22 protein-coding genes are annotated in these 22,778 nt (G+C 72.3%); 13 read left to right on the top strand and 9 right to left on the bottom strand.

The annotated features are described in order from the left end of the window. Position 1: 1 nt before the first annotated feature. Genes pucL through O7635_RS20700 form a run of 3 tightly spaced genes read right to left on the bottom strand, consistent with a single transcriptional unit; the run spans position 2 to position 2,325 of the window. Positions 2-859: a factor-independent urate hydroxylase gene (pucL, locus tag O7635_RS20710; RefSeq protein WP_278082101.1), complete on the bottom strand. Its 858-nt coding sequence runs from the start codon at positions 857-859 to the stop codon at positions 2-4. Between the two features lie 4 nt (positions 860-863). Further along, entirely contained in the window at positions 864-1,694 is an 831-nt protein-coding gene (gene uraD / locus O7635_RS20705; RefSeq protein WP_278082100.1) for a 2-oxo-4-hydroxy-4-carboxy-5-ureidoimidazoline decarboxylase, read from the bottom strand. Positions 1,695-1,710: 16 nt separating this feature from the next. After that, positions 1,711-2,325 carry a nucleotidyltransferase family protein gene (locus tag O7635_RS20700; RefSeq protein ID WP_278082099.1) on the bottom strand — a complete coding sequence of 205 codons (615 nt, stop codon included), beginning with the start codon at positions 2,323-2,325 and terminating at the stop codon, positions 1,711-1,713. A gap of 192 nt (positions 2,326-2,517) precedes the next feature. On the opposite strand from O7635_RS20700, the gene O7635_RS20695 reads away from it, so the two are divergent. From O7635_RS20695 to O7635_RS20680, 4 genes are all read left to right on the top strand, one after another. Continuing rightward, positions 2,518-3,309 carry a SigB/SigF/SigG family RNA polymerase sigma factor gene (locus O7635_RS20695; RefSeq protein WP_278082098.1) on the top strand — a complete coding sequence of 264 codons (792 nt, stop codon included), beginning with the start codon at positions 2,518-2,520 and terminating at the stop codon, positions 3,307-3,309. 73 nt (positions 3,310-3,382) lie between these two features. After that, a complete protein-coding gene (glgX, locus tag O7635_RS20690; RefSeq protein WP_278082097.1) occupies positions 3,383-5,488 on the top strand; it encodes a glycogen debranching protein GlgX in 2,106 nt (701 codons plus the stop codon). 1 nt (position 5,489) lies between these two features. Further along, positions 5,490-6,356, top strand: coding sequence for a DUF3459 domain-containing protein (locus tag O7635_RS20685; protein ID WP_278082096.1), 867 nt, complete (start codon positions 5,490-5,492; stop codon positions 6,354-6,356). A 131-nt stretch (positions 6,357-6,487) separates the two neighbouring features. Then, the gene (locus O7635_RS20680; RefSeq protein WP_278082095.1) at positions 6,488-7,324 is read left to right on the top strand and encodes a hypothetical protein; all 837 of its coding nucleotides are present in this window, start codon (positions 6,488-6,490) and stop codon (positions 7,322-7,324) included. 47 nt (positions 7,325-7,371) lie between these two features. Here O7635_RS20680 and O7635_RS20675 read toward each other — a convergent pair whose 3' ends face one another. Together O7635_RS20675 and O7635_RS20670 are read right to left on the bottom strand one after the other, a co-directional pair. Then, positions 7,372-7,698 (bottom strand): hypothetical protein, encoded by a 327-nt coding sequence (locus O7635_RS20675; RefSeq protein ID WP_278082094.1) that lies wholly within the window; start codon positions 7,696-7,698, stop codon positions 7,372-7,374. Next, positions 7,695-8,603 (bottom strand): zinc metalloprotease, encoded by a 909-nt coding sequence (locus O7635_RS20670; RefSeq protein ID WP_278082093.1) that lies wholly within the window; start codon positions 8,601-8,603, stop codon positions 7,695-7,697. Before O7635_RS20670 ends, O7635_RS20675 begins: the two co-directional genes overlap by 4 nt. Positions 8,604-8,750: 147 nt before the next feature. Here O7635_RS20670 and O7635_RS20665 point away from each other — a divergent pair, with 147 nt between their 5' ends. After that, positions 8,751-9,479 (top strand): protein phosphatase 2C domain-containing protein, encoded by a 729-nt coding sequence (locus O7635_RS20665; protein ID WP_278082092.1) that lies wholly within the window; start codon positions 8,751-8,753, stop codon positions 9,477-9,479. Then, positions 9,476-10,759 carry a hypothetical protein gene (locus O7635_RS20660; RefSeq protein WP_278082091.1) on the top strand — a complete coding sequence of 428 codons (1,284 nt, stop codon included), beginning with the start codon at positions 9,476-9,478 and terminating at the stop codon, positions 10,757-10,759. The genes O7635_RS20665 and O7635_RS20660 overlap by 4 nt, the downstream gene beginning before the upstream one ends. Here O7635_RS20660 and O7635_RS20655 read toward each other — a convergent pair. Continuing rightward, positions 10,745-12,337: an MFS transporter gene (locus tag O7635_RS20655; RefSeq protein WP_278082090.1), complete on the bottom strand. Its 1,593-nt coding sequence runs from the start codon at positions 12,335-12,337 to the stop codon at positions 10,745-10,747. The genes O7635_RS20660 and O7635_RS20655 overlap by 15 nt on opposite strands. Positions 12,338-12,450: 113 nt before the next feature. On the opposite strand from O7635_RS20655, the gene O7635_RS20650 reads away from it, so the two are divergent. The 5 genes from O7635_RS20650 to O7635_RS20630 are packed head-to-tail and all read left to right on the top strand — an operon-like array spanning position 12,451 to position 17,313. Beyond that, positions 12,451-13,056, top strand: coding sequence for a hypothetical protein (locus tag O7635_RS20650; protein ID WP_278082089.1), 606 nt, complete (start codon positions 12,451-12,453; stop codon positions 13,054-13,056). Further along, the gene (locus O7635_RS20645; protein ID WP_278082088.1) at positions 13,038-14,447 is read left to right on the top strand and encodes a DUF2252 domain-containing protein; all 1,410 of its coding nucleotides are present in this window, start codon (positions 13,038-13,040) and stop codon (positions 14,445-14,447) included. The genes O7635_RS20650 and O7635_RS20645 overlap by 19 nt, the downstream gene beginning before the upstream one ends. 23 nt (positions 14,448-14,470) lie before the next feature. Further along, the gene (locus tag O7635_RS20640) at positions 14,471-15,427 is read left to right on the top strand and encodes a TIGR03885 family FMN-dependent LLM class oxidoreductase (protein ID WP_278082087.1); all 957 of its coding nucleotides are present in this window, start codon (positions 14,471-14,473) and stop codon (positions 15,425-15,427) included. 37 nt (positions 15,428-15,464) lie between these two features. Next, positions 15,465-17,045 carry a Na+/H+ antiporter gene (locus tag O7635_RS20635; RefSeq protein WP_278082086.1) on the top strand — a complete coding sequence of 527 codons (1,581 nt, stop codon included), beginning with the start codon at positions 15,465-15,467 and terminating at the stop codon, positions 17,043-17,045. 10 nt (positions 17,046-17,055) lie between these two features. Next, on the top strand, positions 17,056-17,313 hold the full coding sequence (locus O7635_RS20630; protein ID WP_278082085.1) for a UBP-type zinc finger domain-containing protein: 258 nt from the start codon (positions 17,056-17,058) through the stop codon (positions 17,311-17,313). A 246-nt stretch (positions 17,314-17,559) separates the two neighbouring features. On the opposite strand, the gene O7635_RS20625 is transcribed toward O7635_RS20630, so the two are convergent. Beyond that, on the bottom strand, positions 17,560-18,738 hold the full coding sequence (locus O7635_RS20625) for a hypothetical protein (protein WP_278082084.1): 1,179 nt from the start codon (positions 18,736-18,738) through the stop codon (positions 17,560-17,562). A 143-nt stretch (positions 18,739-18,881) separates the two neighbouring features. On the opposite strand from O7635_RS20625, the gene O7635_RS20620 reads away from it, so the two are divergent. Beyond that, positions 18,882-20,306 carry an Nramp family divalent metal transporter gene (locus O7635_RS20620; protein WP_278082083.1) on the top strand — a complete coding sequence of 475 codons (1,425 nt, stop codon included), beginning with the start codon at positions 18,882-18,884 and terminating at the stop codon, positions 20,304-20,306. A gap of 69 nt (positions 20,307-20,375) precedes the next feature. Continuing rightward, a complete protein-coding gene (locus O7635_RS20615) occupies positions 20,376-20,933 on the top strand; it encodes a hypothetical protein (RefSeq protein ID WP_278082082.1) in 558 nt (185 codons plus the stop codon). Here the strand turns inward: O7635_RS20615 and O7635_RS20610 are convergent. Together O7635_RS20610 and O7635_RS20605 are read right to left on the bottom strand one after the other, a co-directional pair. Then, positions 20,881-22,164: an MFS transporter gene (locus O7635_RS20610; protein WP_278082081.1), complete on the bottom strand. Its 1,284-nt coding sequence runs from the start codon at positions 22,162-22,164 to the stop codon at positions 20,881-20,883. The two genes, O7635_RS20615 and O7635_RS20610, sit on opposite strands and share 53 nt — an antisense overlap. After that, on the bottom strand, positions 22,161-22,763 hold the full coding sequence (locus tag O7635_RS20605) for a winged helix-turn-helix domain-containing protein (protein WP_278082080.1): 603 nt from the start codon (positions 22,761-22,763) through the stop codon (positions 22,161-22,163). The genes O7635_RS20610 and O7635_RS20605 overlap by 4 nt, the downstream gene beginning before the upstream one ends. Between the last annotated feature and the right edge of the window lie 15 nt (positions 22,764-22,778).

Below are 22,778 nucleotides of genomic sequence, written 5' to 3'. Positions count from 1 at the left end.
GTCACCACGCCTCCGGGGCCGGCGGCGCGTCGTCGCGCAGCACGGTGCCCTCGATCAGGCCGTACGGGCGGTCGGTGGCCACGTAGACCTCGTTGTCGTTGCCGAGCCCGAACGGCGCCAGGTCGACCAGGAAGTGGTGCTTATTGGGCAGCGCCAGCCGCACCTCGGCCAGCTCCGGCTGCTTCTCCAGCACCCGCGTGCCCATCGCGTAGAGGGTCTGCTGCAGCGAGTAACTGTAGGTCTCGACGAACGCGGCGACCAGGGCGTCCCGCGCGCCCTGGAAGGACGCCGCCCAGGGCGGCCCGGCGCCGACCGACCCCCACCGCCACCGGGCGTCGACCTCGGTGGCCAGGATCCGGTCGGTGGTCTCGGGCAGCGTCGTGTAGCCGTCGCGGACGTAGCCGTGGAACTCGGAGTCGGTGGTGTTCAGCAGGACCAGGCCCGACAGGCCGCTGACCACGTGCGAGGCGTCGGCGGTGACGGTCACGGTGGCGTGCCGGGTGGGGCCGCCCTCGCGGGCGAACGAATGGGGACCCAGGCGCGACCACGGGTGCTCGACCAGGTCGACGCGGGCCCAGTGGATGGTCGGCTGGGTGTCGACGAAGTGCCGGGCCAGCAGCAGGCCGAACGCCTCGGGCTCGCCGACGCCGTAGCGCTTGGCGAACGCGTACACCGTGTTCTTCTGGGTGTCGGTCGGCAGCACCCCGCTGTTGTCGCCGTCGTGCGCGGCGGCCAGGTCGCCGGCCAGCGCGACGCTGACCGTCAGGTCACGCAGGTCGTGGCGGGGGCCGTCGCGGACCACCCGGACGAGGCGGACCTCGGCCTTGCCGTACCGGTTGTCGCCCAGGGTGATCGCCATGCGGTCAGCTCCCCCGGTAGGTCGTGTAGCCGTGCCGGTTGAGCAGCAGCGGCACGTGGTGGTGCTGGTCGGGCGCGGTGACCCGGAAGCCGACGGTGACCTCGGGGAAGAAGGTCGCGCCGTCGAGGTAGCCGGCCACGTCGAAGACGAGCCGGTAGTCGCCGGCTTCCCACCCCTCGGCCGGCACCCACTCGCGCAGCCGCCCGTCGTCGTCGGTGCGCCCCTTGGCCAGCACCTCGGCGCCCCGCTCGAGCCGCACCGTGACGCCGGCGGCCGGGCGGCCGCGCTCGAGGTCGAGCACGTGGGTGGAGAGCGGGGCGGTGGGATCGGTGACGAGCCGTTCCAGCCGGAGGAGGGCGATCTTGCGGAGCTCCTCCTGGACGACGCGGCGCTCGGTCTCGACGTCGTTGTCGAGCCGGTGCCGCAGCGTGTCGAGGATCTCGGCCTGGGACTTCCCGGTCGCGAAGACGAGGAACACGTGGTCGAACCGGCGCTCGTAGTCGAGGTTGGCCCGCTTGAGGGCGGTGATGGTGTCGGCGTCGGCCGCGACACCGGACTGCTCGCGCCGCGACCAGGCGGACTCCCGGTCGCCGCCGGCCGGCCGCTCGCCGATCCGCGGGTGCGCGGCGATCGCGAGTGACACGTCGGCCCAGGTCAGCTTGCGCAGTGCGGTGTCGGCGGCGGCCAGCAGTGCGGCCCGGTCGGCGTAGGGGCGGCCGGCGGCGACCGCCTCCGCCCACGTGGGCGCCGCGCAGCAGGCGAGCAGGTCGCGCTCGGCCTCGGCGGGTGAGAGCCGGTTGAACCGGTCGACGTCGGCGATGACGCCCCCCTTCACGACGGATACCGAATGACTACTCCAGCGCGGGCCCGCGATCAAGGCGTTCCGCACCCGGTGACGGCGTGTCACCGTCGTCGGGGGTGTCCAGGTCGGTGTCGTCGGCGACGTCGCCGCAGGGCACGACCGTCACGTCGGCGGCGTGGGCCCGCAGGTAGGCTCGGGCGCCCGCGTCGCCGGTGGCGGTCCGCGCGACACCCGCCCAGTGCTCGCGGCCGAGCACGACCGGGTGGCCGCGGCGGTCGTCGTAGCCGCCCATGGCCAGGGTGCGCGGGCCGGCGCCGGCGGTCACCCGCTCGACGGCGGCGGGCGTGACGCCCGGCATGTCGACGAGGAGCACCGCGGCGGCGGGCGCGTCGGTGGCGGTGAGGGCGGCCAGGCCGGCCCGCAGCGAGGAGCCCATGCCCGTCGCCCAGTCGGGGTTGTCGACCAGCACCGCGTCGCCGAGGTCGGCGTCGGACCGGACCCGATCGGCGGCCGCGCCGACCACGACGTAGACCGGCGACAGGCCGCCGGCGCGCGCGGTGGCGACGGCCCGCTCGACCAGCAGGGCGCCGTCGCGGCGGACGAGCGCCTTCGGTCCGCCGTAGCGCCGACCGGCGCCGGCGGCGAGGACAAGCCCGGCCGTCATGGCCACACACCCTAGTCCTGACCGAAAACTCTCAGGCAATACACCCGGGTATGCACCTTTCGCGTGTTATATACATCGGCCTTTCGGCTAGCTTTTAGCCGGCCGCTCGGGCTACGGTGAGTGCCGAACGGTTATCCGTGCTCCACAGCAAACTTCAGCACGATGCACATATCGAGCGCAGGAGGTCCCCCCATGACCGTGCAGACGGCCGAGAAGGTAGAGACGGCCACGCTCACCGACAGCGCGACCGAGCTACTGACCGCATTGGCCGCCATGCCGGCCGGACACCCGTCGCGCGCCGCGCTGCGGGACCGCACCATCGAGGCCTGGCTCCCCCTGGCCAACCACCTCGCCCACCGCTACAGCGGCCGCGGCGAACCCACCGACGACCTGCTCCAGACCGCCGCCGTCGGCCTCATCAAGGCCGTCGACAAGTTCGACCCCACGCGCGGCGTCGACTTCGCCGGCTACGCGATCCCGACCATCATCGGCGAGCTCAAGCGGCACTTCCGCGACCGCACCTGGGACATCCGGGTCCCCCGCCGCCTCCAGGAGCTGCGCCTGGCCATCTCCGAGGCCAACAGCTCCCTGCTCCAGTCCCTCGGCCGCTCCCCGACGGTCGCCGACATCGCCGCCCACCTCAAGCTCACCGAGGAAGAGGTCCTCGAGGGTCTCGAAGGGGCGCGGGCCTACAACGCGGTGTCGCTGTCGACCCCGACGGGCGACAGCGAGCGCGGCACCGAGCTCGGCGACCTGCTCGGCTCCGAGGACACCTCCTTCGAGCTGGCCGAGCTGCGGGTCGCCCTCGGCCCCGCGCTGGCCACCCTCGACGAGCGCGAGCAGAAGATCCTCACGCTCCGCTTCTACGGCAACCTCACCCAGTCGCAGATCGCCGACCAGATCGGCGTCTCGCAGATGCACGTCTCCCGCCTGCTGGCCCGCGCGCTGACCAAGCTCCGCGGCCACCTGGGCGAGACAGTCTGACCCTGACGATCGCGCCGGGTCGTACCAGCTCGATTTTGGTTCAATTCGGACCAAAAGCCGCTACTCTGCGGAAATGTTGGTATGGCCCGGCCGGCGTTATCCGCTCGGCGCGACGTACGACGGTGTCGGCACGAACTTCGCGGTCTACTCCGCGGTCGCCGAAGCGGTCGAGCTGTGCCTGTTCGACGCCAACGGCGACGAGCGGCGGATCGACCTGACCGAGGTCGACGCGTACGTCTGGCACGTGTTCCTCACCGGTGTGCAACCGGGCCAGCGCTACGGCTTCCGGGTCTACGGGCCCTGGGACCCGGCCAAGGGGCTGCGCTGCAACCCGCACAAGCTGCTGCTCGACCCGTACGCCAAGGCGATCGACGGCGACGTGCACTGGCACCCCGCCGTCTACGGGCACGACCTCACCGACCCCGACACGATGTCGACCACCGACTCGGCGCCGTACCTGCCGAAGGCCGTCGTGGTGAACCCCTGGTTCGACTGGGGCAACGACCGCGCGCCGCGCACCCCCTACCACGACACCGTGATCTACGAGGCGCACGTCAAGGGGCTGACCGCGCGGCACCCCGAGGTGCCGGAGGAGCTGCGCGGCACGTACGCCGGGCTGGCCCACCCCGCCTCGATCGAGCACCTGACCCGCCTCGGGGTGACCGCGGTCGAGTTGATGCCGGTGCAGCAGTTCGTGCACGACCAGCACCTGACCGACCGGGGCCTGCGCAACTACTGGGGCTACAACACGATCGGCTACTTCGCGCCCTACCACGGCTACTCGGCGATGGGCCGGCTCGGGCAGCAGGTGCAGGAGTTCCGGGGCATGGTGCGGGCGCTGCACGCCGCCGGCATCGAGGTGATCCTGGACGTCGTCTACAACCACACGGGCGAGGGCAACCACCTCGGGCCCACGCTGGGCTTCAAGGGCCTGGACAACCCCGGCTACTACCGGTTGTCCGACGAGGACCCGCGTTACTACATGGACTACACGGGCACCGGCAACTCGCTCAACGTACGCAGCCCGATCTCGCTCCAACTGATCATGGATTCGCTGCGCTACTGGGTGCAGGAGATGCACGTCGACGGCTTCCGCTTCGACCTGGCGGCCACGCTGGCCCGCGAGTTCTACGAGGTCGACCGGTTGTCCACCTTCTTCGAGGTGGTCCAGCAGGATCCCGTCGTCAACCAGGTCAAGCTCATCGCCGAGCCGTGGGACGTCGGGCCGGGCGGCTACCAGGTCGGCAACTTCCCACCATTGTGGACGGAGTGGAACGGCAAGTTCCGTGACACCGTGCGGGACTTCTGGCGCGGTGAGCCCGCGACGCTGGCGGAGTTCGCGACCCGGATCAGCGGCTCGGCCGACCTCTACCAGGACGACGGGCGCCGGCCGGTGGCCAGCATCAACTTCGTCACCTGCCACGACGGGTTCACGCTCAACGACCTCGTGTCCTACAACGGGAAGCACAACGAGGCCAACGGTGAGGACAACAACGACGGCTCGACCGACAACCGCTCGTGGAACTGCGGCGTCGAGGGGCCGACCCGCGACAGCGGCGTGCTCGCGCTGCGCTCCCGGCAGCGGCGCAACTTCCTCGCCACCCTGTTCCTGTCGCAGGGCGTGCCGATGCTCGGCCACGGCGACGAGCTCGGCCGGACCCAGCGCGGCAACAACAACGGCTACTGCCAGGACAACGAGCTCAGCTGGGTCGACTGGTCGACCGTCGACGAGCACCTGCTGGCCTTCGTCCGCAACCTGGCCGCCTTCCGGGCCCGCCACAAGATCTTCCGCCGCCGGCGGTTCTTCACCGGCGCCCCGGTCGCCGGCCGGGACGTGACCACCCCGGTCGCCGACATGGCCTGGTTCGCCCCCGACGGCACCGCTATCGCCGACTGGGACAGCGAGGTCAACGCGCTGACCCTGTTCGTCAACGGCGAGGGCATCAAGGAGCGCGGCCGGTACGGGCAGCGCCAGGTCGACGACTCGTTCCTGCTGTGCTTCAACGGCCACCACGAGCCGCTCCAGTTCGCCCTCCCGCCGGCCGAGTACGGCGAGAAGTGGCAGGTCGTCTTCGACACCGCGCGGGAGGAGCAGCTGGACCCCGCGCCCACCGTCCCCGCCGGCGGGCGCGCCACCGTGGCCGAGCGCAGCCTGCTCGTCTTCGACCGGGAAGTGTGAGGTGTCCGGCCGGGTCGTCTACGCGGTGGACGACCTGTCCGCCGTGGCCGACCTGGCCGCCCTCGGCGTCGACGCCGTCGAGATCGAGCCGCCCGAGGACGACGAGGCGCTGCGCCGGGGTGTGGCCGCGGCCCGGTCCCACGGTCTCGGCGTCACCCTCCGCCTGGCCAGCGACCGCATCCTCGGGCCGGCCGTGGTCGACCACGTCGTGCAGTGGCTGGCCGGCTTCGCCCTCGACGGCGTGCGGCTCGACGGCCCACCCGCGCCGGTGCCGCTCGGCGAGTTCGCGGCCGCGGTCGGCGCGCTCTCGGACCACCTCGGCCGGCCGCTGACCCTGGCCGAGTCGGGTCGCTTCCTCGTGCCGGCCGGCGGCGGGACCCTCGGCACCCTCGACGGCGTCAACGCCTGGCTGTGGCGGGCCGGCGACGCGGATCCCGTCCCGGACCCGGCTCTGCCGCTCGCGCCGCCGCCACCCGGCGCGGTCGCCACGCTGACCGGGTTGCGCGACGTCGCGGCCACGCTGCTGCTCACCGCGCCGCTGACACCGCTGCTCTCGGCGTCCGACGACCTGCCGGCGGCCACGCTGCGCGCGCTGACCGCCCTGCGCCGGGCCCACCCGGACCTGGCGAGCACCAGCCCGGACCCGGCCCGGCCGATCCGGCGCGGCGCCGAGGTGATCACGATGCGCCGCGGCGCGCTGGTGGTCGCGGCCAACATCGGCGTCGCACCGGCCCGGGTCGGCCTGCCCGGCGTGCCGCGCTCGGTCGTCTTCACCACCGGCCCAGGCGTGAGCCTCACCCACACCAGCGTCGACCTCCCACCGGAGTCGGCCGCCGTGGTCGCCTGCTGCCGCTTCGACCAGCCCTGACCAAGCTCCCCGGGCCCTCATGACGTGAATTTCGTTCATTCCGGATTGGCGTCTTTACATCGATGAATTCGCCGCTCTAGATTGAGCTGCGGCTGCCCCGACATCGATCCCTCTGTCTGGAGAGTGGCGTCATGAAGATCAGGGCAACCCTGCTGGCCACCGTCGCCGCGGTCACCGTCGTGGGCGGCGTGGTCGTCGCCGCACCGTCCGCCTCCGCGGGTGTCGGGTACGACTACGACACGATCGGCTACTGGAACCCGTCGGACGGCGGGTGGCACCTGCGCAACTCCAACTCGTCCGGCTCGTCCAACTACACGTTCCTCTACGGCCCGGCCAGCAGCGACATCGTGCCGCTGGCAGGCGACTGGGACGGCGACGGCGACGACACCCCGGGCTGGTGGGACCCGGCCGACGGCAGCTGGCACCTGCGCAACAGCAACTCGGCCGGCCCGTCCAACCTGGCGTTCCTGTACGGCCCGGCCGACGACTCCCTCGTGCCGGTGACCGGCGACTGGAACGGCGACGGCATCGACACCGTCGGCTGGTGGGACCCGGCGGAGGGCGGCTGGCACCTGAGCAACTCCAACACCCCGGGCGGCTCCAACTACACGTTCCTCTACGGGGAGTACGGCACGGGGATCCAGGCCATCACCGGCGACTGGGACGGCGACGGCGACGACACGCCGGGCTACTGGAAGCAGTCGGACTCCGGCTGGCACCTGCGCAACAGCAACTCGGCCGGGCCGTCCAACCTGACGTTCACGTACGGGTTGTTCGGCCAGGCAATCACTCCGCTGACCGGCGACTGGGACAGCGACGGCGACGACACGCCGGGCTTCTGGAAGCCCACCGACGCGGGCTGGCACCTGCGCAACAGCAACTCGTCGGGCCTGTCGGACATCACCTTCACGTACGGGCCGGCGAGCACCACCGTCCGCCCCGTGACGGGCAACTGGGACGGCGTCTAAGGTCCCCCGGCGGCGGCCGGCCCCCGGAGCGCTCGACCGGGGCCGGCCTACGTCGGCCGCAGCCGCAGGACGTCGGGCGTCACCTCGACGATCTCGTAGCCGGTGGGCGCGCCTGCGCCGCGGGCGCCCGGTGGATAGGTCAGCGCCACGCGGCTCCGGGACGGCGCGGTCCACCGGCCGACCGAGGCCACGGGCGCGTCGGTCGGGCCGGGGCGCAGGTCGGCAAACGTGCCGTCGGGGCGGAACTCGATGCCGTCGCGGCCGCGGGCCGGCGGCAGCGGGCGGTCGGCGGGGCGGTAGACGCGTACTCCCCCGGCGTCCTCCTCCCGCACGTGCACCCACCGCCGGAACAGCGCCGCGGGCGGCGCGGTCACGACGCGGCCGCCGCCGCCAGCAGACCCGACCGCGGGCCGCGCAGCGCGGCCGCCATCCGCACCACCTGGCCCCGCGTGAACATCACCATCGCGGCGTCGTCGGTGTAGTCCATGTAGTTGACGAACATGTCGCCGTGCGGGGCGTTGCCACAGGACACCTTCGGGTACGTCGGCCGCCCGTAGTTGGGGCCGGCCTGGTTGGGCGTGTCGGCCACGAAGTCGTCGCCACCGCAGCCGTCGCCGTCGTCACCCCAGATGTGCCGCAGGTTGAGCCAGTGCCCGACCTCGTGCGTCGCGGTGCGGCCGAGGTCGAACGGCGCCGCGGCCGTGCCGGACGAGCCGAACGCGGTGTGGGTGACCACGACGCCGTCGGTCTCCGGCGGACCGCCCGGGAACTGGGCGTAGCCGAGCAGGCCGCCGCCGAGCTGGCAGACCCAGAGGTTGAGGTGGGTGTCGGTGGCCACCGGGTCGGCGCCACCGGTCGCGGCCGACTTCACGCCGTCGTCGGTGTCGAACGCCGCCACGTCGGTGCGGGTGCGGGTCACGTCGACGAGCGAAAACTCGAGGTCGGCGTCGGCCGCCAGCGGGCCCCAGACCGCCGGCAGGATCGAGACGTCGGCGTTGCGCCGGCGGAAGTCGCGGTTGAGCCCCTCGATCTGGCTCGCCACCTGCTCGTCGCCGACGTTGTGCGCCGGCTGCGACCACACGACGTGCACCACCGTGGGAATGGTCACCAGCCCGAGCGGCGGCGGCTCCTCGCGCGCCGCGTCGAACGTGAAGGTCTCGATCTCCTCGCGGGCCCGGGCGTAGCCCGGGTCGGTGTCCAGCAGCCGGCGGTGCACCGGCATCGTGCCGCACCAGTCGCGTGCCGCTCCGGGCGCGAGCCGCCCTCCATCCATCGCCATCGCGCCATTCTCGCGGCGCACGGCGGCCCGTACTAGCCGATCTTGGACTCTTGGCGAAACCACCGGATGGCCGTACGGCGCGATCCGGATGGCCGAGAAGGTGATCTACTAGAGACAACCGGCGCACATCCTGGCATCCTGCCTGCCATGACGCTTGTGCTGCGGTCCGTCGCCCTCACCGACCGAGGTCTGGTCCGGCGGGCGAACCAGGACGCGGTCTACGCGGGCAACCGGCTGCTGGCCGTCGCCGACGGCATGGGCGGGATGGCGGCCGGTGACCTCGCGAGCGCCATCACCATCGACGCCGTCGCCCGGGCCGACGCCGACCACTCGGAGGCCGGCCTCGTCGACGCGATGCGCCACGTGATCGACGCCGCGTCCGTCCGGATCCGCTCGGCGGTCGCCGAGGACCCCACCCGCGACGGCATGGGCACCACGCTGACCGCGCTGCTGTTCGCGCCCGGCAACACGGCCCTGGTGCTGGCCCACGTCGGGGACTCGCGGGCCTATCTCCTGCGCGACGGCGTCACCCAGCAGATGACCAAGGACGACACGTTCGTCCAGATGCTGGTCGACGAGGGCGTGATCACCCCCGACGAGGCGCACGTCCACCCCCGCCGCGCGGTGGTCACCCAGGCGCTCCAGGGAGAACCGGTGTCGCCGTCCTTCACGACGATGGTGCCCGAGCCCGGCGACCGCTGGCTGCTCTGCAGCGACGGACTGTCCAACGTGGTGCGTGAGGACACGATCGCCGAGGTGCTGCGGACCATCCCGGACCGCGGCGACTGCGCGGCCCGGCTCGTCGACCTGGCCCGGCGGGCCGGCGGCCCCGACAACATCACCGTCATCGTCGCCGACCTGGAGCCGCTGGCATGATCCGTCGCGTGGTGGCCAGCCTGGCCGCGCTCGCGGTCGGCATCGTCATCCTGGGCCCGGTCGGCGAGGTCCTATTCTACGGTCTCGAAGGGTTCCCCGTCGGCGCCGACGCCAAGGGCGTAATCCGGATCCTCTCGGCCAGCGGCGCCGTCCTGCTGTTGCTGATCGGCGCGGCGGTGGGCGCCCGGGTCACGGGTCCCCTCCGCGGCTGGCCGCTGGTCGCGATGGGGCTGCTGGTCGCCGGCGCGCTGGTCGCGTTCGCCCCGCTCGACGTGGACTCCGCGTTCGGTGAGCTGCACCCGCTGATCCGGCCGGTGGCCGCGCTGGCGGGCGGCATCGCGATCGGGGCGGCCGCCGTGGCGGTCCTGCCGTCGACCCCGGGCGGCGGCGATCCGTGGCCGATCGCCGCCTTCAGCGCCGGGATCGTCGTGGGCACGCCGGTCGCGCTCATATCCGAGTTCGCCAGTCTCCGCTACACCATCGGCTGGGCCGACCTGGCCTCGGTGGTGCTGGCCGTCGCCGCGGCGGTGGTCGCACCCCGCCCCTCCACGGATCCCAGGACACCAGGCGTCGGCACGATCGCGCGGATCGCGCTGCTCGGCGTGGTGGTCTCGGCCCCGTTCCACATGGAGTACGTCCGCCGGGCCGCCGAGGAGTCCCCCGCTGGCGTGGTCGTGCTGGTGCTGCTGCTGACGATGGCAGTGTGGGTCGTGCTGACCGGTGCCCTGGTCCGCTGGAGCGGACGGACGGCCGGCGCCGATGCCGGCCGGTTCGCGCTCACCATCGCCGGCGCCACCGCCGTGCTCTTCACGGCCAGCGGCCGCAACATGGGTGTCGCCTGGGGCGGCACGTGGGTCCAGCTGCTGGGCATAGTGGGCGCAGTGGCCGGGGTGCTGCTCACCCGGCGCCGCCCGGACGTGCCGTGGGACGCCTGCGGCATCGCCGGATCGGCGCTGGTCGCCGTGGTGGTCGGCACGGCGACGATCGAGCCCAGCGGCTTGGTGGCCGCCGGCGTGCCACTCGCCTCGTTCGCCCTGGGGGCGGCTTTGGCCCGGACGACCGCCGCCGGCGCGCTCCTCGGTCTGCTGACCGCGTTGCTCACGCTGCCGGTGCTGATCGGCGTCGTCACGCACCTCCAACAGCTGCTCGTCGATGACCCCGAGAGCTCGCTCGGACTCGTCGACCGGGTCGTGCTGTACGCCCCGATCTGGTTGGTCGGTCTGCTCACCGCCGCCCTGCTGGCCCGCCGGCCAGCGCCGACGCCGCTAACGGTCGGCTGACGCGTACTCCTCGAGCAGTTGCCGTTCCCGTTGCGGCTTCGGGAAGGCGAAGAACACCAGCAGCGCGCCGATCAGGATGGCGCCGATGCCCGCGAGGTAGGTCCAGCGGTCACCGTCGAGGAAGGCCTCGCGGGCGGCGCCGATGATCTGCGGCGCGTACTGCGGATAGCGCTGGGCCGTGTCGACCGCGCTGGCGAACGAGTTCTCCAGCTCGGTCTGGGTGGCGTCGATCGCCGGCTGGTACGCCGCCGGCGCGCCGGCCAGCTCCTTGGCGAACGCGCTCGCGTACCCGGCGGTGAGCAGCGCACCGAACACCGACTGCAGCACGGCCCCGCCCAGGTCGCGCTGGAGGTCCGCGGTGCCGGACGCCATGCCGGCCCGGCGCACCGGCACCGAACTCGTCAGCGCGTGCGACGCGGGCGTGCCGGCCAGCCCGACCCCGATGCCGATCAGCCCGTAGGCCAGCGCCACCCGCCAGAACGCGATGCCCTCCTTCCAGAGCAGCAGCATCGCGACGAAGCCGAGCAGGCAGAAGAGATAGCCGAGGAGCAGCGTGACCCGGGAGCCGCGGCGCCGCACCAGCGCCGCCGAGCGGGGCGCGACCAGCACCATCAGGGCGGCCGCGGGCAGGATCGACAGGCCGGCCTTGAGCGTCGAGTAGCCGAGCACGTTCTGCAGGAACTGCTGGCCGACGAACATGGCGCCCATCAGCGAGCCGAACACGATGATCCCGGCGCAGGCGGCGACCCAGAACGTGCGGCGGCCGGCGATCTCGAGGTCGAAGAGCGGGTTGGCGGCTCTTCGTTGACGGAGGACGAACAGCGCCGCGGCGACCACCGCGATCACGGCCAGCACGATCGCCCGTCGCCCGGCGCCGGGGACGGCCGCGTCGTTGATGGCCAGCACGAGCGCGGCGACCAGCAGGATCGAGCACGCGCCGCCCAGGTTGTCGACCCGGCCGCCGCCCTCGTTGACGTGCGCGGGCACCAGGACGACGGCCAGCACCAGGGCGACGGCGGCGAGCGGCAGGGTGACGAGGAAGACCGCGCCCCACCAGAAACCCTCCAGGACGGCGCCGGCGATCGTCGGGCCGAGCGCCGCGATCGCGCCGCCGACGCCGGACCAGAGGGCGATCGCCTTGGTGCGGGCCTGGCCCGACCAGAGCGCGGTGATCAGCGCGAGCGTCGTCGGGTACGCCATGCCGGCCGAGACGCCACCGAGGATGCGGGCGGCGATCAGCACGATGTCCGAGGGCGACCAGGCGGCCAGCAGGCTGATCGGGATGGCCAGCGCGACGCCGATGACCAGCATCATCTTGCGGCCGTGCCGGTCGCCGAGCGCGCCGAGATAGAGGACCGAGGCGGCCAGGCCCAGGGAGTAGCCGATCGCGACCAGGTCGAGCCGGGTCTGCGAGGAGTCGAAGGCGCGGCCGATGTCCGGCAGGGCCACGTTGGCGACCGAGAGGTTGAGGTTGGCCACGGCGGCCACCAGGATCAGCGCCGTGAGCACGAGGCCCGCGCGGGCCGGAGCGGCCGGCTGGTCGCGCTCGCCGGTCCGGGCAGCGGGTGCGGACGTCACCGCCGCCATTCTAATCGGGACATTCCTCTCATACGGTCGATTCGCCGTATTGCATGCCGGACCGACGTAGGTTCGAAGGAGAGCCGCCCCCTCGTACCGCAAGGAGGCTCATCATGTTCGTCCAGATCATCCAAGGTCACGTGCGGGACGCCGATCAGGTGAAAGCCGCCTTGGACCAGTGGGTACGCGACCTCTCCCCCGGCGCCTCCGGCTGGATCGGCTCGACCGGCGGTGTCACCGACGACGGCGAGTTCATCGGCCTGGCCTGCTTCACCGACCTGACGTCGGCCCGGGACAACAGCGACCGGCCCGAGCAGGGGCAGTGGTGGGAACGGACGTCCCAGCTGTTCGACGGCGAGGTCACCTTCCACGACAGCTGGAACGCCGTCACCGACAACCACGGCGACCCCGACCGGGCCGGCTTCGTGCAGATCATGCAGGGCAAGGGCAGCGACCACGACCGGGCGATGGAGCTGATGGTGGACCACTCCGACGAGTGGGCGCGGTTCCGGCCCGACATCCTGGGCACCACGGCCTGCGCGTACGGCGACGGCGAGTACACGGTGGCCGTCTATTTCACCAACGAGCAGGAGGCCCGGGCCGGCGAGCACAAGAAGCCACCGGAGGACCTCGCGGAGCAGATGTCCGAGCTGCGGCACCTCAACGTGCAGCAGCCCCGCTACCTCGACCTTCACCACCCGTGGATCCAGACGCCATGACCGCCGACGGGCACGTGCATCCCGGCCGGGCGCAGCGGGCCGCGGCCGGCAAGGCGGTCCGGGCCGAGGTGCCGCTCGACGCCCACGCCGCCACCGGGGTCGACGGCGGCCGCGACCCGATCGGGCTGCTGATGGGCCAGGCGGAGTCCCGGGTGCCGGAACTGGTGCCGGTCCGGCACGCCCGCATGGCGGTCTCGCCGTTCACCTACTTCCGCGGCGCGGCGCTGCCGATGGCGGCCGACCTCGCCCGCGCTCCCCGCTCCGGGCTGACCGTGCAGCTCTGCGGCGACGCGCACCTGTCCAACTTCGGCGCGTTCGCGTCACCGGAGCGGCGGCTCGTCTTCGACTGCAACGACTTCGACGAGACGCTGCCGGGCCCGTTCGAGTGGGACGTCAAGCGGCTGGCGGCGAGCCTGGTGGTGGCGGCCCGGGACAACGGGTTCAAGCGCAAGCAGCGCAAGGACATCGTGCGGGCGGGCGTCGAGGCGTACCGGAACAACATCCGGGTCTTCGCCGACCAGGGCCGGCTCGCGGTCTGGTACGCGCACCTCGACGTCGAGGCGACGATCCCGCGGTTCCGCGACCAGGTGCGCCCGAAGGCCTACAGCGAGGCGACCACGCTGCTGGCCAAGGCGCGCGGCAAGGACAGCATGCAGGCGTTGTCGAAGCTGACCACGGTGGTCGACGGGCGCCGGCGGATCATCAGCGAGCCGCCGACCATCGTGCCGATCGAGGAGGTGTTCAGCGGGCTGGAGGCGCAGGTCATCTACGACCTGCTCGGCACCGTCGTCGAGTCCTACCAGCGGAGCCTGCCGGCCGACCGGCGGCACCTGCTGGGCGAGTTCGAGGTCGTCCAGGTCGCCCGCAAGGTGGTCGGCGTGGGCAGCGTCGGCACGCGGGCCTGGATCATCCTGCTGGAGACCGGTGACGGCGAGCCGCTCTTCCTCCAGGCCAAGGAGGCGCAGAAGTCGGTGCTGGCGCCGTACGCCGGCGCCAGCCGCTACCGCAACCAGGGCGAGCGGGTGGTCGCCGGCCAGCACCTGATGCAGGCGCTGAGCGACATCTTCCTGGGCTGGACACGGGTCCGGGCCCCGGACGGGGCGACCCGGGACTTCTACGTGCGCCAGCTGCGCGACTGGAAGTTCTCGGCGCCGATCGAGCGGATGCGGCCGGAGGGCCTGTCCCTCTACGCCCGGATGTGCGGCTGGACGCTGGCCCGGGCCCACGCCCGCTCCGGCGACCCGGTGGCGATCGGCGCGTACCTCGGTGGCTCGGACCGCTTCGACCGCGCCATCCTGACCTACGCGGAGGACTACGCGGACCAGAACGAGCGCGACTACGCCGCCTTCCGCGACCACGTCAAGGACCAGCTGGTCGGTGTCAGCCCGTAGCGTTCCGGGTAGTAACCGCCCGCATGACGGTCTACGGCTGGCACGCCTCCCACGAGCAGATCCATCCTCGCGCGCTCCTCGACGCCGTGGTCGCGGCCGAGCAGGCCGGGTTCGGCGCCGCGATGAGCTCCGACCACTTCTCGCCGTGGAGCGAGCGGCAGGGGCAGTCCGGGTTCGCCTGGTCGTGGCTGGGCGCCGCGCTGCAGGCCACGGACCTGTCGTTCGGCGTGGTCAACGCGCCGGGCCAGCGCTATCACCCGGCGATCATCGCGCAGGCGATCGGCACGCTGGCCGCCATGTACCCGGGGCGGTTCTGGGCCGCGCTCGGCACCGGCGAGGCCAGCAACGAGCACATCACCGGCGCGGGCTGGCCCCGCAAGTCGCTGCGGGCGGCCCGGCTGCGGGAGTGCGTCGACGTGATCCGCGCCCTCCTCGCCGGCGAGGAGGTCAGCCACGACGGCCTGGTCACCGTCGACCGCGCCCGGCTGTGGACCCGGCCGGCCGAGCCCCCGATGCTGGTCGGCGCCGCGGTCAGCGTCGAGACGGCGGCGTGGTGCGCGCAGTGGGCCGACGGCCTGATCACCGTCAACGCGCCGCACGACCACCTGACCCGGATGATCGCCGCCTACCGGGACGCCGGCGGCCGCGGGCCGGTCTGCCTCCAGGTCCACCTGAGCTGGGCCGGCAGCGACGCCGAGGCGGAGGCGCTGGCCTACGAGCAGTGGCGGTCCAACGTGTTCCCGCCGCCGGTGTGCTGGGACCTGGAGCTGACCGACCACTTCGACGCGGTCTCCGCCGAGGTGCCGAAGGAGAAGGTGGCCGCGACCGTCGACATCTCGGCCGACCTCGGCTGGCACGCGGCCCGGCTGCGGGCGTACGCCGATCTCGGTTTCGACCGGCTCTATCTCCACCACGTCGGCCAGGAGCAATCCGCCTTCATCGACGCATTCGGCGCGAAGGTCCTGCCGCAGCTGACCTGATTGGTCGCCCGGCCGCGCCCCACATAGCATTTCGCGCATGGACGGGCTGACCGAGATCGTCATCCTGCTGGCGGTCGCCGTGTTCGGAGCGGCGCTGGCCCGCAAGATCGGCTTCCTCTCGCCGATCGTGCTGATGATCCTCGGTCTGGCCCTGTCCTTCCTGCCCGGCTTCCCGACCTTCCACCTCGAGCCCGAGTTCGTGCTGATCGGCGTCCTGCCGCCGCTGCTCTACGTCGCCGCCCTGCAGACCTCGGTGCCGGCCTTCCGGTTCAACCTGCGGCCGATCCTGCTGCTCGGCATCGGCCTGGTCGTGTTCACCGCGCTGGCCGTCGGCTTCGTCGTGCACCTGATCCTGCCGCAGGCGCCGTTCGCCATCTGTGTCGCGCTCGGCGCGGTGCTGGCGCCGCCGGACGCGGTCTCGGCCACCGCGATCGCCCGCCGGATCGGCCTGCCACGCCGGGTCGTCACGATCCTCGAGGGCGAGAGCTTGATCAACGACGCCACCGCCCTGGTGCTGCTGCGGGTCGGCAGCGCAGCAGCGGTGGGCGGCGCAGTCGGCACCGGAGAGGTGGCCGAGCAGTTCCTGGTGGCGGCCGGTGGTGGCATCGCGATCGGCATCGCCGGCGCGATGGTCTTCGGCTTCCTGCACAAGCGGATCAAGGACCCGCTGCTCGACAACGCGCTCTCCCTGCTCACCCCGTGGGCCGTCGTGCTCCCGTCGGAGGCCATCCACGCCTCCGGCGTCGTCGCGGTCGTGGTCACCGGCCTCGCCCTCGGCCATCGCATGCCGACGCTGATGGCCGCCGGCTCCCGGCTGCAGATGGACGCGTTCTGGCGGCTGGTCCGCTTCCTGCTCGAAGGCCTGGTCTTCCTGCTCGTCGGCCTCCAGCTGCGCAGCGTCATCGACGAGATCAGCACACCGTGGGGCACCGTCGCCGCCGTGACCTTCGCGGTGATCGCCACGCTGATCGTCACCCGCTACGTCTGGGTCATCCCCGGCGCGTGGCTGCCCCGGGTCTCGTCCCGCGTACGCCAGCGCGAAAGCACCTTCACCTGGCGCCACCCAGTGATCATCGGCTGGGCCGGCATGCGCGGTGTGGTGACCCTGGCCGCCGCCCTCGCTCTCCCGAGTGTGGGCACCGGCGAGGGCGAGGCCCTCTATCCCCGCGACGTCTTCATCTTCATCGCGTTCGCCGTGATCGTATTCACACTCCTCGTCTTCGGCCTGACCCTGCCGACCTTCGCGCGCAGGATCGGCCTGGAGCCGGAGGACCCGACCAAGGACTTCCTGGCCGAAGCGGCGGTGCAGCAGGCCGCCACCCGGGCGGCCAAACAGCGCCTGGAGGACAACCTCGAGGGCGCGCCGGAGTCGGTGGTGAAGCGGCTGCGCCAACAGGTGGTGGACCGCACCAACACGGCCTGGGAACGCCTGGGCGGAGACGGGCGGGAAACCCCCTCGGCGGCGTACGGTCGACTGCGGCAGGAAATGATCGACGCCGAACGCGAGGTGTTCCGGACGGCCCGGGACGAGGGCCGCATCCCGGAAGAGGTGCTCAACCGGGCCTACCGCGACCTGGACCTCGAGGAGTCCCTGCTGATCCGCCGGGAAGAAGACTGATGGGGGAACCATGACCTGCGAGCACATCACCCTGGCCGACTCCCCGGAGCCGCAGACCACCGAAGGCTGCCAGGACTGCCTGAACGCCGGCGAACACGACTGGGTCCACCTGCGCCTGTGCGAATCCTGCGGCCACGTGGGCTGCTGCGACTCCTCCCCCAACCGCCACGCCACCGCCCACTTCAGGGAAACCGCCCACCCGGTCATCAAGTCCTTCCAGCCGGGCGAGAACTGGAAGTGGTGCTACGTCGACGAGACGCTGGGATGAGCGTTTAGATCATCTACTCGGGTCCGCGGTGGTGCGGACCGTTCCTCCCGCGAGGGACCGCTCCGCTCGCCAGGTCCGCCGCTGGCCACACCCGGGCGCGCCGCTGGCGCGCCCGCTAGCGGATCGCCCGCCGCGCCGGGGAATCCCGGTCCCCGCGAGCGCACATGCCAGAACATGTACACACACGCCTTCGCATGTCCGCTCCCGGCAACCCACCCGCGCCCTGGCCGCAGAGCAGGAGGGGCGTCAGGTCGTGGACGGATCCGGGTCGCCGGGCTCCGTCGGGAGCGTTGGCAGGTCGTCGAACCATGGGTCGGACCAGGTGGGGTCGTCCGTCGGCAGCGGCGGGACCGTCGGCAGAGGCGGCCAGGTGGGCAGCGGCGGCCACGTCGGGGCCGGCGGAGACGTCGGGAGCGGCGGCGCCGTCGGGGCCGGTGTCCAGGGCGGCTCGCCGTAGGTCTGGGGGCGGGCGTAGTACAGGTTGCCGTCCTCGGCGACGAAGGCGATGTCGTGGCTGTCGCGTACGAACGTGCCGCCCTCGACCGACGCACCGCCCGGCGCCTCGAAGCGGGCCGTGCCCGTCGCGCGGTGGGCGATCGCGTCCTTCATGAAGTCGTCGCCGCGGCGCGCCGGGTCCGTGGTGAAGACCCACAGGCGCTGGTGGTCGAGCACCATCATCCGGGTGCGGTCGTCGGAGATGCTGGCCGCCGAGATGTTGTCGACGTCGCGGCCCATGCGGCCGATGCGGGTCAGTGTGGCGGTCCCGGACGTGCCCGCCGGCAGGTCGACCCGATAGACGGGCGTGCCGCTGGTCTTCGCGAACACATAGAAATGCCCGTCGAGCCAGAGAAAAGCTTCCGAGTTGTACGTCGTGCAGCCCGGCTTCGTGTTGTCGGGGAACCGCAGCGAGTAGGCCGCCACCACCGGGAGCGGTCCCGCACCGCGCGGGTCGGGCTCGGCGACGCGGAGCAGCCGCTGCTCGTCCTTGCAGTTGTTGGCGCCGAGCTGGCCGATCCACAGCGCACCGGCGTCGTCGACCGCCAGCTCCTCCCAGTCGAGGTTCTTGGCGCCCTGCACGGCGTACGACGGGAACAGCTCGTTGCCCCGCACCGGCTCCGGTATGCCGCCCGCGGAGATCCGCATGCCCCACAGCGCGTCGCGGGGCTTGCCGGGTTTGCTGGAGCCGCCGTCGCGGAGCCAGTAGTACATGCCCGGGTAGGTCCGGCTGGCGACCAGGCCCGACGCCTCCGAGGCCGGCAGCTTGACACCGAGCGCCGGCATCCGGCCCGGGACGATCGGGGCCTGCGCGGCCTCGTCGCCGACCGGATCGGCCGCGGCGTCGGCGCCGCCGAGCGAGACCACGTACCAGCCCGCCAGCGAGGCCGCCGCCAGGGCCGCGACGCTCCACAGTGATCGTCTGCGCACCTGGGCCTCCTCAGAACCGCGATAAGCGAACCGGTCTCTCCTATTCGTAACATAAAGGACAGTCCGGACGATGAGGACTGTACGGGTTTGACGTTCGTGGATATGGGGAAGGAGGGCCGCCACCCTGCCCCCGGGAGGCACCCATGACCCAGACCGCCGCCGAGCGTTTCCGCAGCCGACACGTCCACGAGGTCAAGGTCCGCGACCTGCCCGACGCCCCCCGCTCACACTGGCGGATCATCGGGCCGGGCGTCATCGCCGCGGGCGTCGGACTGGCGTCCGGCGAGTTCATCCTGTTCCCGTACATCGCCTCGCAGGTCGGTCTGGTCTTCCTGTGGGCGGCGCTGGTCGGCCTGATCACCCAGTGGTTCCTCAACATGGAGATCGAGCGCTACACGCTGGCCACGGGCGAGACGGCGCTGACCGGCTTCTCGCGCACCTGGCGGCACTGGGGCCTGGTCTTCGCGATCATGACCTATTTCGCCAACCTCTGGCCCGGCTGGGCGACGAGCTCGGCCACGATGGTGACCTACATCTTCGGCGGCGAGCCGCGCTGGATCGCGATCGGCATGCTGCTGCTGATCGGCATCACGCTGACGCTGGCGCCGGTGATCTACACCGTGCTGGAGCGCGTCGAGTTCCTCAAGGTCGGGCTCGTCCTGCTGTTCATCGTGGTCGCGTTGATCTTCGCGGTCACGACCGACGCCTGGTCGACGCTAGGCCACGACATCGTGCGTCCCGAGTTCCCGACCGAGCTCGGCTTCGCCCTGATGCTCTCGGCGCTGGTGTTCGCCGGCGCGGGCGGCGGCCAGAACCTGGTGCAGTCCAACTGGATCCGCGACAAGGGCTTCGGCATGGGCGCGTACGTGCCGCGCCTCGTCTCCCCCGTCACCGGCCGCGAGGAGGCGGCGCCCGAGTCGGTCGCATTCGTCTTCGAGGACAACGAGGCCAACATGGCCCGCTGGCGGCAGTGGTGGAAGCTGGCCAACAAGGAGCAGCTCTACACGTTCGTGCTGATCACCCTGGTGACGATCACGCTGATGTCGCTGCTGGCCTACTCGACCGTGTTCGGGGTGCCGGGCCTGGCCAACAGCGTGAGCTTCCTCGAGGTCGAGGGCCAGCGCCTCAAGGAGCTGGTCGGCGAGTGGTTCGGCGTGCTGTTCTGGGCGATCGGCGCGGTGTCGCTGTTCGCGGCGGCGATGGGCATCGTCGACTACACCAGCCGGCTGGCGGCCGACGTGCTCAAGGTCAGCTACCTGCGCCGGACGTCCGAGAACCGGATCTACTTCGCCCTGGTCTGGGGCCTGGTCCTGATCGGCATCGCGGTCCTGCTCGGCGGCTTCGACCAGCCGCTGGTCCTGCTGGTCATCTCGGCCTGCGTCGGCGGCCTGATGATGTTCCTCTACTCGGGCCTGCTCCTGCTGATCAACAAGAAGTTCCTGCCGGAGAAGGTACGCCCGCGCGGCATCCGCGTGATCGCCCTGATCTGGGGCGTCCTGCTCTTCGGCGTCTTCTCGGTCCTGACCCTCAAGGAGCAGGGCGCCAAGCTCCTCGACTGGATCGGGTGAAAGCCCTACGGGACCGGCGGGGGACGTTCCCGATGTCGCTCAGGGCGGTGAACCAGGAAGTCTTCGACCATGACCTCCACCATCCGGTTCACCGCCCTCGGCGCGCCGTTGCTCGTGTTGTTCTACGGCATCATGCGGTTCGTCGACGGGCTCGACGGCGATCGCGGCAACGGGCTCGCCTGGGACGTCGGGCACACCGCCTTCTTCGTCGCGTTCGTGCTCTACGCCGTGCTGGCCGTGCACATGCACCGGTTGGTTCCGGTGGCCGCGCGCTGGCAGCGCGCTCTGCGCGACGTGGCGCTGGGCGGCGCGCTGGTCGGGACCGCCGCCTTCCTCTGGGTGACCCTCACCGACCTGTTCCCGGCCATCGACGTGGAGCTGCCGGACGTGGCCCAGGCCGTGCTGCCGGCCCTGTTCGTGCTCGGCATGGTCACGCTGCTGGCCCAGCTCGCCGCCGCCCGCCGGCTGCCGGTCTGGAGCCCGGTCCTCGTCCTCGTCGGCTTCCTCGCCATCTCGGTCGAGCTCGACACGCTGCCGTTCGCCGCCGTGGTCATCCTTTGTGGACTGGTGCCGCTCACGGCGTCGCGCCGACCGGTTCGGCGACCGGCGCGGGCGACGCGTCCTTGATGCGCGCGACCACGACGGCCGCGGCGACCAGGGCCGCCCCGGCGACGCCGAAGGCGAACGCGGGGCCACGGGCGGCGGCCAGGGCGCCGAAGCACACGGAGCCGAGGGCGCCCGCGGCCTGCAGGGCCAACGACTCGACCGAGATGACCGTCGCCCGCTCGGTCGGGGCGACCCGGGAGTGCAGCAGGGCCGCCTGCGGCGCCGCGGTCAGCCCGAGGCCGACGAAGAGCAGCAGGTAGGCGGCGGCGATGACCGGCACGCCGACGGCCGCTTCGTGCAGCAGCGGGGCGGCCACGGCGACGCCCAGCAGCGCGACCGCGCCGAGCGCGATGCCGGCCACGCCGGCCCGGACGGCCGAGCCGAGGCGGCGCTGGGCCCAGGGGCCGAGCAGGCTGCCGGCCGCGCTCGCGGCGAAGCCGGCCGCCGCCACCACGGCGTAGGTGGAGGCGCCGCGTTCGGGGTTGCCGACCAGGTCGGCCAGCCAGCCGGGCGTGAGCAGCTCGATCGCCGCGAGGGCCACCCCGATGCCGGCGCCGGCCAGCAGCACGCGGGCCAGCACCCCGTCGCGGACGCCGAGGCGCAGGCCGCTCGCGATGGTCGTCGGGACCCCACGCAGCACCGCCCGCAGCGTGGTCCGCGGGCGCGGCGGCTCGGGCATGCCGAGCAGCGTGACCAGCAACCGCACGATCTCGACGGCGGCCGCGAGGGCGACCGGAACGGCCAGCGCCGGCAGTGGGCCGACGGCGCCGATCGCGAGCGGCAGCGCGCCGCCGACCAGCGCGCCGAGGCCCAGGCCGACCGACGACGCCGCCTCGCCGCGGGCCAGGCCCGGGGTCAGCACCGCGTCGGGTCCGTCGGCCGCGTGCATGGTGTCGACGAACCAGGCCTGGTCGGGGCCGCTGGACAGGGCCCGGGCCACGCCGCGCAGCACGGCCGAGGCGACGAAGAGCCAGAACGAGTCGGCGACGGCGAGCAGCGCCAGACCGGCGAAACTGGCCACCGCCGAGGCGGCGAGCACCGTGCGCCGGCCGATCACGTCGGCCAGGCCGCCGGTCGGGAGCTCCAGCGCCGCGGTGGTCAGCGAGAAGACCAGCACGACCGTGCCGATCGCGGCGACGCCGAGCCCGCGGTCGAGCATCAGCAGGATCTTGGTCGCCAGGTAGAGGCCGGTGGGCAGCCAGAAGAGCAGGACCAGCAGCGCGTAGCGCCATTCGGCGCGCCGGGCGCTCACGACTCCTCCGCGGAATCAGCGTCGGCCACGTCGGCCCAGCCGGGCGGGTCGATCCGGGGGAACCCGCCGAAGTGCAGCAGCACCCGCCGCGCCTCCGGGTCGTCGGCGTCGGCCGCTTCCAACTCCTCGATCGCCGCGACGATCCGCCGCTCGAGCTCGTGCAACGACCGCGGCGCCAGCCGGGCCGGCAGGTCGCTCATCCCGGCGGCGGCCACCCACTCCGGGGGCAGGTCGGTCTGCGCGGTCTCGTACGCCGTGATCGTGCGCTGCAGGGAGGCCATCTGGTGCTGCCGCATGACCGAGATCGCCGCCCGGCCCTCGGCGCTGGTCGACAGGGCCGCCGTGTCCCAGGACGTGGTCGGGTGGCTGGCCTGCCAGCGGCGCTCGCGGCCGTCGCGCTGCTCGGCCTCTTCGACGAACCCGTGCCGGGCCAGTTTGCGGAGGTGGTAGCTGGTCGTGCCGGTGTCGGTGTCGAACCGGCGGGCCAGCTCGGTCGCGGTGGCCGGCCCGTCGGCCCGCAGCGCGGCCAGCATCCGCACCCGCAACGGGTGCGTGACCGCCTTAAGTTCATCGACCTCGGTGATGATGCGATCCGCCATACGACGGACCGTACC

This window comes from Asanoa sp. WMMD1127 (genome assembly GCF_029626225.1).
GTDB lineage: Bacteria > Actinomycetota > Actinomycetes > Mycobacteriales > Micromonosporaceae > Asanoa.
Note: the sequence above shows the minus strand (reverse complement) of the source record. Positions and strands in the feature narration are given on the sequence as shown.

Coding starts and splice junctions, on each gene's coding strand:
- O7635_RS20620 (WP_278082083.1), top strand. CDS start 18,882: ATGACCCAGACCGCCGCCGAGCGTTTCCGCAGCCGACACGTCCACGAG.
- O7635_RS20650 (WP_278082089.1), top strand. CDS start 12,451: ATGTTCGTCCAGATCATCCAAGGTCACGTGCGGGACGCCGATCAGGTG.
- glgX (WP_278082097.1), top strand. CDS start 3,383: ATGTTGGTATGGCCCGGCCGGCGTTATCCGCTCGGCGCGACGTACGAC.
- O7635_RS20670 (WP_278082093.1), bottom strand. CDS start 8,603: ATGGCGATGGATGGAGGGCGGCTCGCGCCCGGAGCGGCACGCGACTGG.
- O7635_RS20615 (WP_278082082.1), top strand. CDS start 20,376: ATGACCTCCACCATCCGGTTCACCGCCCTCGGCGCGCCGTTGCTCGTG.
- O7635_RS20680 (WP_278082095.1), top strand. CDS start 6,488: ATGAAGATCAGGGCAACCCTGCTGGCCACCGTCGCCGCGGTCACCGTC.
- O7635_RS20700 (WP_278082099.1), bottom strand. CDS start 2,325: ATGACGGCCGGGCTTGTCCTCGCCGCCGGCGCCGGTCGGCGCTACGGC.
- O7635_RS20640 (WP_278082087.1), top strand. CDS start 14,471: ATGACGGTCTACGGCTGGCACGCCTCCCACGAGCAGATCCATCCTCGC.
- O7635_RS20630 (WP_278082085.1), top strand. CDS start 17,056: ATGACCTGCGAGCACATCACCCTGGCCGACTCCCCGGAGCCGCAGACC.
- O7635_RS20605 (WP_278082080.1), bottom strand. CDS start 22,763: ATGGCGGATCGCATCATCACCGAGGTCGATGAACTTAAGGCGGTCACG.
- O7635_RS20665 (WP_278082092.1), top strand. CDS start 8,751: ATGACGCTTGTGCTGCGGTCCGTCGCCCTCACCGACCGAGGTCTGGTC.
- O7635_RS20660 (WP_278082091.1), top strand. CDS start 9,476: ATGATCCGTCGCGTGGTGGCCAGCCTGGCCGCGCTCGCGGTCGGCATC.
- O7635_RS20635 (WP_278082086.1), top strand. CDS start 15,465: ATGGACGGGCTGACCGAGATCGTCATCCTGCTGGCGGTCGCCGTGTTC.
- O7635_RS20695 (WP_278082098.1), top strand. CDS start 2,518: ATGACCGTGCAGACGGCCGAGAAGGTAGAGACGGCCACGCTCACCGAC.
- pucL (WP_278082101.1), bottom strand. CDS start 859: ATGGCGATCACCCTGGGCGACAACCGGTACGGCAAGGCCGAGGTCCGC.